The 11,662-nt window shown below is 60.8% G+C and carries 12 protein-coding genes; 3 read left to right on the top strand and 9 right to left on the bottom strand.

Features of this window, described 5'->3' with window-relative positions:
• Positions 1-19 precede the first annotated feature (19 nt).
• The gene (locus KGJ62_06920) at positions 20-331 is read right to left on the bottom strand and encodes a hypothetical protein (GenBank protein ID MDE2126303.1); all 312 of its coding nucleotides are present in this window, start codon (positions 329-331) and stop codon (positions 20-22) included.
• Entirely contained in the window at positions 331-888 is a 558-nt protein-coding gene (locus KGJ62_06915; GenBank protein ID MDE2126302.1) for an RNA polymerase sigma factor, read from the bottom strand. Before KGJ62_06915 ends, KGJ62_06920 begins: the two co-directional genes overlap by 1 nt.
• Positions 889-922: 34 nt before the next feature.
• Here KGJ62_06915 and KGJ62_06910 point away from each other — a divergent pair, with 34 nt between their 5' ends.
• On the top strand, positions 923-1,612 hold the full coding sequence (locus tag KGJ62_06910; GenBank protein MDE2126301.1) for a hypothetical protein: 690 nt from the start codon (positions 923-925) through the stop codon (positions 1,610-1,612).
• Here the strand turns inward: KGJ62_06910 and metG are convergent.
• The 3 genes from metG to KGJ62_06895 are packed head-to-tail and all read right to left on the bottom strand — an operon-like array spanning position 1,579 to position 4,241.
• The gene (gene metG, locus KGJ62_06905; GenBank protein ID MDE2126300.1) at positions 1,579-3,585 is read right to left on the bottom strand and encodes a methionine--tRNA ligase; all 2,007 of its coding nucleotides are present in this window, start codon (positions 3,583-3,585) and stop codon (positions 1,579-1,581) included. The genes KGJ62_06910 and metG overlap by 34 nt on opposite strands.
• A gap of 18 nt (positions 3,586-3,603) precedes the next feature.
• Positions 3,604-3,969, bottom strand: a complete 366-nt coding sequence (locus tag KGJ62_06900) for a hypothetical protein (protein MDE2126299.1) — start codon at positions 3,967-3,969, stop codon at positions 3,604-3,606.
• Positions 3,970-4,004: 35 nt separating this feature from the next.
• Entirely contained in the window at positions 4,005-4,241 is a 237-nt protein-coding gene (locus KGJ62_06895) for a zinc ribbon domain-containing protein (protein ID MDE2126298.1), read from the bottom strand.
• Between the two features lie 213 nt (positions 4,242-4,454).
• On the opposite strand from KGJ62_06895, the gene KGJ62_06890 reads away from it, so the two are divergent.
• Positions 4,455-6,098: a hypothetical protein gene (locus tag KGJ62_06890; GenBank protein MDE2126297.1), complete on the top strand. Its 1,644-nt coding sequence runs from the start codon at positions 4,455-4,457 to the stop codon at positions 6,096-6,098.
• 15 nt (positions 6,099-6,113) lie between these two features.
• Positions 6,114-6,893: a hypothetical protein gene (locus tag KGJ62_06885; GenBank protein MDE2126296.1), complete on the top strand. Its 780-nt coding sequence runs from the start codon at positions 6,114-6,116 to the stop codon at positions 6,891-6,893.
• Positions 6,894-6,909: 16 nt separating this feature from the next.
• Here KGJ62_06885 and KGJ62_06880 read toward each other — a convergent pair whose 3' ends face one another.
• From KGJ62_06880 to KGJ62_06865, 4 genes are all read right to left on the bottom strand, one after another.
• On the bottom strand, positions 6,910-8,166 hold the full coding sequence (locus KGJ62_06880) for an ABC transporter ATP-binding protein (protein ID MDE2126295.1): 1,257 nt from the start codon (positions 8,164-8,166) through the stop codon (positions 6,910-6,912).
• A 391-nt stretch (positions 8,167-8,557) separates the two neighbouring features.
• Positions 8,558-9,388, bottom strand: coding sequence for a carbohydrate ABC transporter permease (locus KGJ62_06875; protein ID MDE2126294.1), 831 nt, complete (start codon positions 9,386-9,388; stop codon positions 8,558-8,560).
• A gap of 36 nt (positions 9,389-9,424) precedes the next feature.
• On the bottom strand, positions 9,425-10,366 hold the full coding sequence (locus KGJ62_06870; GenBank protein MDE2126293.1) for a sugar ABC transporter permease: 942 nt from the start codon (positions 10,364-10,366) through the stop codon (positions 9,425-9,427).
• Positions 10,363-11,580: an ABC transporter substrate-binding protein gene (locus KGJ62_06865; protein MDE2126292.1), complete on the bottom strand. Its 1,218-nt coding sequence runs from the start codon at positions 11,578-11,580 to the stop codon at positions 10,363-10,365. The genes KGJ62_06870 and KGJ62_06865 overlap by 4 nt, the downstream gene beginning before the upstream one ends.
• Positions 11,581-11,662 lie beyond the last annotated feature (82 nt).

Here is an 11,662-nt window from a genome sequence, read left to right as displayed (position 1 = left end):
TAGCGCCACGATCGCGCAGTCAGCGCGGGTCGTCCGGGTCGCCGGTTGCGCCTTCGTGGAGAGGAAGCGTCCACTGGAGTAACGCCTCGGTTTTACCAAGAGCAGGCTCGCCAAGGTTCAAGCGCGTCTCGATCCGATCACGCATTGCCGGACCAATCGCGGCCTGAGGCACGGCGTTGCGCAGCAGCTCTCTTGCTGTTTCAAGGCTCTTGAGTTCGTGGGCGCACGCATGGCACCGCAGCAGATGCAGGTCTACGGCGCGCTGTGCCTCTTCTCCCAATTCCGCTTCCATCGCCTCGTCCAGTAGAAGCCGACAGGCCTCGCATTGCATCACGCGCACTCCTCGCCCATCCCGGACTCCGCCAAACGGTCGCGCAGATTCCTGCGTGCTCGATACAACATCGACTTTGTGGATGCAAGAGACCGGTTCAACGCCACCATAACCTCTTTAGCATCCCATTGATCCACATCACAGAGTAGAAGTACCATTCGATGCTCCGCCGTCAACCGCTCAAGCGCCTGGCGCACGAGTATGCGCGTTTCAAGGCGCTCCTCGGTCGCGGTATCATCAGCCAGCTCCTCTTCCAGTTCCAGGCCGAGCAGCCTCGGCTGCCGCTGCCGGTCGAGGCAGAGATTCCGGGCAATCGCGAACAGCCAGGCGATCAGCGGTGAGTCTCCCCGAAACGCACCGATCCTCTCGATCGCCCGTTGGAAGGTTTCGGCTGCTACATCCTCAGCATCTTCCCGATGTCCAAGCGCACGCCGGGCGTATCCGTAGATGCGATCTCCGTATAGATCGAAGGCGGTACTCCAAGCCGCACGGTCACCACCTCGGAGCCGCAATATCAGCCGATGCTCGAAGCCGCTGTCTGATTTGGTTGCGGGCACGAAACGCTCCGAGAGGATAAGACGGTTACAACCTATGAAAAGTATCGCGCTGCGCCAAATCGCATCAACGTTTGCAGCCTCGGTGTGTCTGTGTGCTCCAGCGTTCGCCTCTCCCGGTTTGGACGCAGGGCATGGAACTCATTCGACGAAGAACCCAAAGGCCTTCTTGGTGGTTGCGGCGCCTTCCGGGCAGGCCGCGCTTTGGCAGCGCATCGTAACGTATTTGCCGACGGCTTTCCGGCGCGGTCCCGGTATCCGGGTAGTTGAGACAACGCAGGCTGCGATCGCATCTGCAGCCGTCTCGGCGACCGCCGTTGCGGCCGACGGCGATGGACCGGTGGATGGACTGTACTTACCACCACCGGATGCACAGGATACCCCGGCGGAGGTGATGGTAAGGCAGGGCTTGCGCGGCATGCTGGCCGGATTGGTGTTCACACACGAGCTTGGCCACTACGTTTGGCAGACCGAGCTTACTCGAACGCAGCGCGAGGCCTACCGCGCGCTCTGGAAGTCACGAGTGGAACTTGGTGGCCTGATTACGACCTACGCGGACGCGTCGCCACAGGAGGGGTTTGCTGAGGCGTTCGCGTGGTACGTCAGACGGCCCATTGCACTCCGCCGCGTCGATGCCAAATCGTACGACTTCGTAGCCCAACTAGCGCACCCGAAGTCGTTACTGCGCGCTACTCAGCGAACCCTGGCTCCCAAGGGGGCGGACTGATCGGGCTCAATCAGAATCGCCTTCCCGTCGCTATCGGCCGCAAGCAGCATGCCCTTCGACTCGATTCCCCGCATAACGCGAGGCTGAAGGTTTGCGACGACCACAACACGCTTCCCCTCGAGCTCCTCGGGTCGGTACGCCTCGGCAATGCCGGCGAGAATCGTCCGGGTATCGTCGCCACCAAGGTGCACGGTCAGCCGAAGCAGCCGCGTGGCGCCGGTAACAGGCTCGGCCGCCAAAACCTCGGCCACTCGCAGGTCGATGCGGCCAAACTCTTCGATGGTGATAGGCTCTTGCCCAACAGGTGCGGGCGCTGATTCGTTAGTCACGGTTGTTCCAGCCTGACCGCTTTGCCGCACAGGGCTGCGGCGGCTTGCCAGGTCCTCCAATTCAGTGTGTGATACGTTGGTCTCCCGGATCCGAGGGAATATCGGCTCCGCTGACCCTAACCGGCTACCGGGCTTAAGCCCGCCCCAGGCGGCCTCGGCCCAGGTTGGTGGCGATGCGCCACATTCCCCACCGATCTGCTGCCGAATAGCTCTCGACACCTCCGGCATGAAGGGATACAGAAGCACCGAGGCGACGCGCGACGCTTCCAACCCCGCATACAGTACATCTCCAAGCTGCTCCGCAGCCACTGCGTCGCCAGCCGCCGCGCGTGGGGCCAGCGCCCAGGGTGCATGCTCGTCGAGATACTTGTTCATACGGCTCACCAGCTGCCACGCGGCATCCAGCGACACGTTCAACCGAACCGATTCCATCGCGGCGGCCACGTCGTGGGCAACTGTGGCGACGAACTCCGCCAAGGGCTGCGGCGCATCGCTTGGCTGTGGAACCAGACCACCACAATAGCGGCACGTCATGTTCACGGTACGATTCACCAGGTTGCCGAGATCATTGGCGAGATCGATGTTGAATCGCTGTAGACATGCAGAGACGCTGAACTCGCTGTCTCCGGCGAAACTCATCGTCCGGCACAGTAGGTACCGTTCGGCATCAACTGCAGCCGCAATCGTGCAACCGGATCGGTCGCGGATGAATTCGGCGAGCCGAACCGGATGTGGCAAGCTTGGCCCGGTCTTGCCACCCTTGGCGCCATGAACCGTGAACCAGCCGTGCGCGAATATCTGTTTCGGCAGCGGTAAGTTCAGCGCCATCAACATCGCCGGCCACAGCGTGGCATGGAAACGAACAAAAATCTCTTTGCCAACCATATGCAGGTCGGCCGGCCACAAGTTACGCGCTTCCATCTCATCCGGCCAACCGGCTGCCGCCAGGTAGTTGACCAGGGCATCCAGCCAGACGTAGACCACACAGGACTCATCGCCTGGCACGGTGATGCCCCAACCGCGATTGGGTCGCGTGATGTACATATCGCGCAAGCCTTCGCTGATGTAACTCGTCACCTCGTTGCGGCGCGACTCAGGCTGCAAAAACTGCGGATTGCTATTGATGTGCTGCAGTAAGCGATCGGCGAAGGCCGACAGTCGAAAGTAGTAGCCGGGCTCCGAGACCCGCACCACCGGCTTGCCGGTCTCGTTGGCGAAACCGTTATCCACCTCACTGTCGCGAAAGAAGGTCTCGTCGCTGATGCTGTACCAGCCTTCGTACTCACCGCGATAGATATCACCCGTGGCAATCAATCGCCTGACGCATTCCTGGACTGCGAGTGTGTGGCGAGCCTCCGTGGTGCGAATAAAGTCGCTGTACTCCACGTGGAGCGCGTTCCAGCACGACCGGAATTCGGCCGCCAGTCCGCAAACAAACTCGGCCGGATCCTCGCCCTGCTGCTCCGCCGCCGCCAGAACCTTGGCGGCGTTTTCATCGGTTCCGGTCAGCAGGAAGGCATCCGAGCCCAGCATCCGCTGGTAGCGAGCGATGGCATCACAAGCGATAGTCGTGAGAGCGGCGCCGATGTGGGGCATCCCATTTACGTAGTAGATGGGCGTAGTTACATAGTACGGCTTCGTCATCTTCCGGGGGCGCAGCGATTACGCATCATGTACGCGGGCCTCGGCGTGCTCCAGGGTCTCAGGATCGGCCTCTTCCTCAGCGGTTAACTCAGCCGTGGTAAACGGAATCGCGCTTAAAACCGCGCGTGCCGCCTCGGCCTGCTCCGGCGCAACGAAAACCCGGTTCCGCCACACAGCGGCCACTCCCTCGCCAACCGTACCCATGCCGGCGGTCGGCTCCGGTCGCTCCAGCTCCGCCGGGATTCCGGCTGCCTGCAGCGTAGCGGTCACCACCTCGGCCTCTTCTTCACTCGCGGCCTCCCACACGGCAACCGGCTCGCCACCCACGCCGTCGGCCGGCACGCGGTCCGGGCCTGGTATATCGGGGTTATTCATGTTCGCCATCACACCCTCCCATCAGTTTGTCGGCGGCCAGCTGTTCAGTCATCCAAACCGGCCGCGCATGCGCAGCTGCCCTGACCGACGCCGCACGCACCGCCACCGCAGCATGGGGCGGGTTCTTGAGCCTGCTTGAACGCCAGCGCCGGCGCCGAAATGAGCCGGCGGGCCGAGCTACCGCCGCAGGCCGGACATGCCGGCGCCGCTATTCCAGACGTGCGGACCAGCCTGGAGTATGGCTTGCGGCAGTCTGGACAAAAGTATTCGTAAATCGGCATGTTGCTCTCCTCTCGGGCCCCATGGCCATCGGCTGGCGCCTGTTGAATATGCGCGTTACACTGTTACTACGCCGGTCGAAATGCATACGCTCCAGATTGTGCACGCCATGGCTAACGGTAGCCTGCAGGGGCCGTCCGGCCGGCCGACCGCCCATTGTGACATAAACGCACTCAACCGGCTCCTTCGCGGCGCTCGGCGGTATACTGCTCCCTATGCTGTTTGTGTTGCTGCGGCAGCGGTTTCTTAGCGCGCGGAACGTGGTCATCGAGGCGTTTCGGCAGCGACCTGCCGTGGCCGGCCTGATTGCCATCGCGGGTGCCGTGGTCTTCGGTACCGTTCTGCTGGGGTTTACGTACTTTTTTGACGTCGCTTCGCAAGTCCATCAGCTTGACGAAGCGGTGCGCCAGGTGTTCTTCTTCCTGTTTCTATTCCTGATCGCCGGCAGCGTACCGTTTGTAGCCTCTGCGCTGCTGTTTGCGAAGGACTACACGCTTCTATTTGCATCGCCCGCCCATCCGCGTTCGCTCATTGCCGCCCGATTGCTGGATGCCGCGGTGGCGAACGCCGTCCAGTTTCTGGCCCTTGGGCTTCCGGCAATGGTTGCGGCCACCTATGTCAGCCACAACTCCGCTGCCGGCTGGGCACTGCTGCCGGTAATCGTTTCGGCGTATGTGCTGCTGCCGGCCTGTATTACCGCAGTTCTACTCTGCGCGCTAATAGCCGTAATAGGCTCTAGGCGCCTCCGCGCCTGCATCGGAATACTCAATGCGATTCTCGCGATAAGCGTCTGCTTTACCATGGTGGCCGAAGCGCAGCAGTTTCCGGCCGCGGCACTGGCGCGCGGCGAGGGACTGACGACTGCAAGCGCCGCGCCGGATTACCACTCCGCGATGGCGAGTAAGGCTCCATCCGCTCTGTTCGCCGACGCGGTGCTGGCGTCGGGTAGCGGCGGCGATCCCTCCACGCTCTGGATCAGCCTCGCGCGAGCGCTTTCCCTGGTACTGGTCATCGGACTGCTCGCCGTGTTTCTCGGAGCACGAACCATTTCACCTGAGGCGCTCGTCGATCAGGAGGCGCGTGTGACCGGCGCACTGGCCGGCAGAACTGGACGGCAGCCGCGTCGCCGCTCTGTGCTGGGCGCGCTGATCGGCAAGGATGTGATGCTGAGCTCCAGAGACGCCATTCTCAAATCTCAACTCGCGATGCCGATGATTCTCTACCTGGTGCCGTTTCCCGTAGCGGCGCGAGCACGCCCCGGACTGCCGCACGGCGCTCTGCTGCCGTTTCTGTTGGCCATGACGGCAGTTGTGGTGTTTATGCAGACCAGCATTCTGTCGCTCACCTCCCTGGGATTGGAAGGACAGAGCTTCTGGCTCTTGCTGGCTGCGCCGATCAGGGCGAGTATGGTTGTGCGGAGTAAGGTACTGCTTAGCACAGCCGTCACAGGTGGCGCCGGATTGGCGCTGTGTGGCATAACGACTGCGGTGTGCCCCGGTTCGACGCACACCGTCGCGGTCGCTGCGGTGTTCATCGCCGTCGCGGCGAGCACTCTGTGCTGCCTTGGCGTAGGGTTATCGGCGATGATGCCGCGCTTTGCGTACGAGAATCCGGCACACAGAGTCAGCGCTTGGGCCTTGATACTGGGCTTTTTGGGCTCCAGCGGTTATCTGCTGATCAGCGGCGTACTGTTTGGAACGGCCTGGTTCGTGGCCACCAGCCCAGCATTCAGGGATGTCACCGGCTGGGTCTATGCCGGCGCCGTACTGGTCTTTTGCGCCATGACGGTCACGCTGGCAGCCATGCCGGTAGTGCTTGGATCACGGCGACTTAACGGATACGAATGGAACCACTCATAGCGCCGTTGCTACGTTATGTCTGACGGCCCGGGCGCAAACGCGCCGGCGAGCCGGCGCGGTCCCGGCGCGCGCACTGGAATTGCAGTTGTTGTAGCTCTAGTCGTTATTATGTCCATTGCGGTTGGACCCCTATATCGCTGGCAGCAGCTGGAGTCACAACGTACCGAAAGCATCAGCAACCTCCGGCAGTTGGCCAACGCGTTTCTGGAGTATTCACAAGATTGGGACGACCATCCCATGGAGCCTGCTCGACCTTTGGCTTCGGGCTGGCAGTTGTGGCCGGATGACCTGCGTGGGTACATTACCGGACACAGCGTTCTCAGCAATCCATCCAACCGCATCGATCCGGACCACCCACTGGAGGACCCTTCTCGCAGGTATGCGGTTTCCACATCGTACGCGCTCAACAGACGCGTATGGGGCGTGTTTTCACCCGGACCGTTTCCGCTCGACAACCTGGAGTTACCGGAGAGAACGGCGATGTTTGTGGAAGCCGGGCCGATGTGGTCGGCACCGGTTCCTTCAGAAACGGTCGGCGCCAGTCACGGGCACATTGCAAAGCTGACGTATGGCGATACTGAGGACCGGTACAGCAGCCTGTTTGCATATCCCAGCCTGCACGGTAACCGGCTTGCACTGGTGGCCATGGACGGGCATGCGCTCTCGGTTGTCGTGAGCCACTACACGGCCGCCAGTGGACCGCACGACTCGCTCTATGGGCGCATCGGCGGGCACATCTATAACTGGAACGGCGGGCACCCGAACGGGCGCACCGATCAACCGGCTCGTGAATAGGCCTCAGCTGCAAGCCTCACCCGGAGCAAGGCAGCACGTCTAAAAGCTCCGCTACCGTTGAAACGGTTGAGGCGCCGCGTTCGCGCAGCCGCTCGAGCAGGCCGGTGGCGATACCGCCGGTAAAGTCGCGCGCGAGATCGGGCCCGGCTTCGGCAATCGCCACAGGGATGCCATGAGCTTGAGCGTCCAGCGCCAGTTCGAGGTTGCGAACATTGCCGTGCCCGAACGGAGCGGCCGCCACCATGATGAGTTCGGCGGCGAACATCAACTTACGACAAAGTGCCGCCGCATCGTCACTCACCGCCGAGAATGGCGCCTCCACCGCCGCCTCCAATGAAAGTGCCTGTGCGGCCGCTTCATCGGTATCAAACTGGTTCACAACGCCAACCGAAACGGTAGCGCCGGCGCGCAGCATGCCACGAACCCACTCGAGTCCGGAGCCGCCGCCGCAAATCAGGTGTACCTTTACAGATCGGCGGTCAATCGGCTCGATTCGCCGTGACGACGCGATCATCGGCTTTCCCGTGATGGGGTTCGCGGCAACCGTCACCTCGGCGCGGTATACGAGCCGGATCGTCTCGGCATTGATGGTCTCCTCCGGCGTACCTTGCGCAGCAACCGCACCGTCCGCCATCCACAGCAGCGTGTCGCAATACTCCGCGGCAAGGCCAAGTTCGTGCACGGCCATAACCACCGCTAGCCCCAGCTCCACCGATTGCCGCCTGACCAGCGATAGAATATCGGCCTGATGGGCGAGGTCCAGATGGGCCGTCGGCTCATCCAACAGCAGGATGCGTGGCTGCTGAGCCAACGCACGGGCCAGTATTACGCGCTGGTACTCACCGCCAGAAAGCTCGGTGACTACGCGCGAGGCCAGATGGAGTACGTCGGTCGCGGCCATGGCGCCTTCGGCGACCTCGTAATCGTGTGAGCGCTCCGTACGGCCATTCGCCAGGTGTGCATACCGGCCCATCATAACCACGTCGCGAACCGTGAACGCAAATGCCGGCGTTTCGGACTGCGAGACCACGGCGACAACCCGCGCCAGTTGTTTCTGTGGCCACTCCAGAAGCGGCCGACCTTCTACCACCACCCTGCCCTGCTGCAAGGGCAGAGCGCCGGAGAGAGCCCGGATAAGGCTGGACTTACCAGAGCCATTGGGACCTACCAGCGCAACGCGGTCACCAGGGTGGACGTCGAGCGATACGCCTCGAAGAACCGGTTCGCGCCCGTAACCAGCACAGACCTCCGACGCTGCCAACGGAATGCTCATCGCCTAACTATAGCAGAGAGCCACGATCGAGCACGGATCCCGGTCGCCTTAGGCATAAATGGCAATAGTGCGAAACGTGGAATCAGATGGGCGGAGCGACATCCCCCCAGAGTCGCTCCGCCCGGTTTGATTTTCCCTTCAGGGCCGCACCAGAAGAACCGCTGCGACTTCCGAAGGGCGCCGGCTACCCCTCCGCCCCCCAGACGTTGGTGTAGCTCGCTTGCAGGTCGGCCGCCATTGGCGCGCCGACCGAAATGTTTGCCCGGTTTGTACAACCTGACTAGACCAGTCTAGTCTCACTACACAATTAGTATAGCAAGACTATTCGGGGAATGCAAGCGATCCGGGGTTATTTCCGAAGATTTACAAAAAAAGATTCGATTCAGCGGGATCAGCCCTTCAAACCGGTAATCGCAATGCCCTCTATGAACTGCCGCTGCGTGAAGAAGAATAGAATAATGATCGGTGCGATAACGATGGTTGAGGCCGCCATCAGTAGGTTCCATGGCGTGCCCCCGTTCTGGCTCTGGAATACCTGCAGACCGAGTGAAAGAGTAAAGGTCTTCTGGTTGAGGAGGTAGATGAGCGGCCCAAGAAAATCGTTCCATGTGGCCAGGAACTGGAACAGGGCAACTACCGCCAGTGCGGGACGCGCGAGCGGCGCGATAATCAGTCGGAATATCTGCCAATGCGAACACCCATCGATGCGCGCAGCTTCCGACAACTCAAAAGGTATCGTCCTAAAGAACTGCCTCAAAAGGAATATGTTGAACGCGCCGGCGAACCATGCCGGCACCCACAGCGGCCGGAAGGTTCCAATCCAGCCCATGTTCCGGAACAGGCCGTACATGGGCACCATAAGCACAGGAAACGGCACCATCATTGTGCCGAGCACTACGGCGAAGACCTTGTCTCGGCCGCGCCAATCGATACGTGAGAATCCGTAGGCGACCAGGGCATTGGAGATCACCGTTCCGGCCACCGTAAGGATGCAGAGCACCAGCGTGTTTCGGCCATAGACGAGAAACGGAATGTAGCCAAGGGACTTGCTTCCGTAGGTGAATGCCTGAGGATAATCGCTCCAGAGCCAGTGCGACGGAATCCATGTCGGCGGAATCCGCATCGTCTCCGTGATCGGCTTGATCGAGGTATCGACCATCCAGACAAGCGGGAACAGGAACAGGGCCGAAAGCGCCAGCAGCACGCCCGTGGCGAGCACCATTTTAAACCGTACGCGCCCAATCGCCTGCGTCACCGGCTAGCCTCCGCTGTAGTGCACGTGCCGCCTGGACGCGCGCAGCGAGGCAAGCGTCAACACCATGATAATCACGAACATGATCCAGCCCATGGCGCATGCCAAACCCATTTTGTGATAGATGAAGGCATTATCGAACAGATACATCACATAGAAATAGGTGGAGTTAGCCGGCGCTCCACCCGACCCAAACATGATATACGGCAGCGTGAATACCTGCAGGGAACCGATTATCCCCATGATGACGTTAAACAGAATCACCGGCGACAACATCGGCAGGGTGACGTGCAGCGTCCTCGCCCACCAGCCTGCCCCATCGAGATCGGCAGCTTCATAGAGTTGACGCGGCACATCCTGCAGCCCGGCGAGATAGATCACCATCGTGTTGCCGCCGCTCCATACCGAAAGGAGCACCAGCGCGGGCTTGGTCCAGCCTGGATCGCTCAACCAGTTTGGCGGCTTGAGGCGAATCGGGCCCAGTATCGGGCCAAGCAGATGCGTCAGTACGATGCTGACGACCGATAGTATTGGGCGAAGTGCCTGGTTCAGCACCCCCAGGTCGCCATTAAGTATCCAGAGCCACAACACGGCCATCGCGACCGTGGGCACCAGAGAGGGTAGAAAGAATATGGTGCGATAGACCGACATGAACCGGACCTTCATGTTCAGCAGCATCGCGAGTGAGAGACACACGAAAGTGCCTAGCGGCAGCGCAAGCATCGCAAAGATGAATGTGTTTTCGAGGCTGGTCCAAAACAGGTTGTCGCGGACGAGATCGGTGTAGTTCTGGAAGCCGATCCAGATCGGTGATCGCAAGACGGAGTAATCGCAAAAGCTGTAGTAGATGGATGCGCTCAACGGGTAGACCATGAAGATGAGGAACCCGATGATCCAGGGCGACACAAACGCCATGGCGGTCCAGAACTCCCGGCGTTTGGCGGTCACAAAGCCTCCCCACGCATCCGCTTGCGTTCCAGATACTCGTTGAACGACCTCTGAATGCGAACCTGAACGTCGTCCAGCGCCTGCTTAGGCGTTTCGCGCAGGAGCGTAACCTCATCCACCGCATTGTTCAGCGCGGCGGAGTACTCCGGCCAGATGCCGATTTGCGGTGGAAAGAACGTATTCTTGCCGCGTGGCAGGGAGGCAAACAGCCGGATATACGGGTTTTCGGAGTGCTTTATAAAGTATTCGCTCACTTTAATGAGCGGCGTGTGTTTCCGCTGCAAGAGGCAAAGCATCTCCATCCCCTTCTGCGACTCTACATACTTGATGAAGTCAAAGGCAGCGCGGGGATGCTTCGCACCGCGAGGAATAACGAGCACATCCTCATCGACAAACGTACTGTTCGCTAAGTCGGGTCGATCTGCCGGGTAGGGAAACGGCACCGCGCCCCAGTGCAGTTTGGGGCTGAACATGTGGATGTAGTTGCTCATCCATACGCCTTGCAGCTCCATCGCAACCTTGCCGCCGAGAAAGGCATTCTGCGGGGATGAGAAGGTTCCGAAACCGCTGCGAAACACCGAGAGAGCCTGCGTGCCGTACTGCCTGGAAAACGACTGGATCCAGGTGAGCGCCCGGATGTTTCCTGGGTCGTTGGCGGTAATCCGATCGTGGCCATCCCAGAGTCGCCCGCCAAAGATGAAGCCCCACTCCGAATTCCACCAGCCGGGTTCCTGCGGTATGAAGCCGGCGATGAGAACGCGGCCATTTGGGCCAAACTTCGTGATCTTCGCGCTGTCGGCATCCAGCTCTTCAATTGTCCTTGGCGGCCGGCTGATACCCGCAGCCTTCAGCATATCGATATTGTAGTGAAGCGCGGTGGAAGCAGGCGTGCTCGGCAGCGCCCAGATGTGGCCGCGCAGCGTACCGATTCGCCAGTACGCAGGTATGTACTGCGACGCATTGATACCGGCCGCCGCACAGTACTTGTCCAGCGGCTCGATGGCGTGATCATCCACATACTGCGCCACATTCGGCCCGTAGAGCCCGGCAACGTCCGGCGGATCGCCACCGGATATCGCGAAGAGGGTTTTGTTTTCGATGCCGCTGATCGTCAGCAGGTCGACGTGAATCCGGTTCTGCGAGTGGTTGTAGGCGTTCACCACCTGCCGCATCGCCTCACCCTCGAAGCCGGTCCACTTTTCCCAATACTTCACATGAATGCGCCTGCCTGGCGGCCGGGGCCGAACAATGACCTCGCTATAGACGATAACGCCCGCAATGAAAAGAGCAACCGTG

It is taken from the genome of Armatimonadota bacterium, assembly GCA_028871815.1.
Lineage (GTDB): Bacteria > Armatimonadota > Chthonomonadetes > Chthonomonadales > Chthonomonadaceae > REEB205.
The sequence above is the reverse complement of the archived record's forward strand: the minus strand, read 5'-3'. Positions and strand labels throughout refer to the sequence as shown.

What these genes read in the sequence shown, in the direction of transcription:
- KGJ62_06910 (MDE2126301.1), top strand. Translation starts at nt 923, where the DNA reads ATGAAAAGTATCGCGCTGCGCCAAATCGCATCAACGTTTGCAGCCTCG.
- KGJ62_06920 (MDE2126303.1), bottom strand. Translation starts at nt 331, where the DNA reads ATGCAATGCGAGGCCTGTCGGCTTCTACTGGACGAGGCGATGGAAGCG.
- KGJ62_06880 (MDE2126295.1), bottom strand. Translation starts at nt 8,166, where the DNA reads ATGAGCATTCCGTTGGCAGCGTCGGAGGTCTGTGCTGGTTACGGGCGC.
- KGJ62_06875 (MDE2126294.1), bottom strand. Translation starts at nt 9,388, where the DNA reads ATGGTGCTCGCCACGGGCGTGCTGCTGGCGCTTTCGGCCCTGTTCCTG.
- KGJ62_06900 (MDE2126299.1), bottom strand. Translation starts at nt 3,969, where the DNA reads ATGGCGAACATGAATAACCCCGATATACCAGGCCCGGACCGCGTGCCG.
- KGJ62_06890 (MDE2126297.1), top strand. Translation starts at nt 4,455, where the DNA reads ATGCTGTTTGTGTTGCTGCGGCAGCGGTTTCTTAGCGCGCGGAACGTG.
- KGJ62_06895 (MDE2126298.1), bottom strand. Translation starts at nt 4,241, where the DNA reads ATGCCGATTTACGAATACTTTTGTCCAGACTGCCGCAAGCCATACTCC.
- metG (MDE2126300.1), bottom strand. Translation starts at nt 3,585, where the DNA reads ATGACGAAGCCGTACTATGTAACTACGCCCATCTACTACGTAAATGGG.
- KGJ62_06885 (MDE2126296.1), top strand. Translation starts at nt 6,114, where the DNA reads ATGTCTGACGGCCCGGGCGCAAACGCGCCGGCGAGCCGGCGCGGTCCC.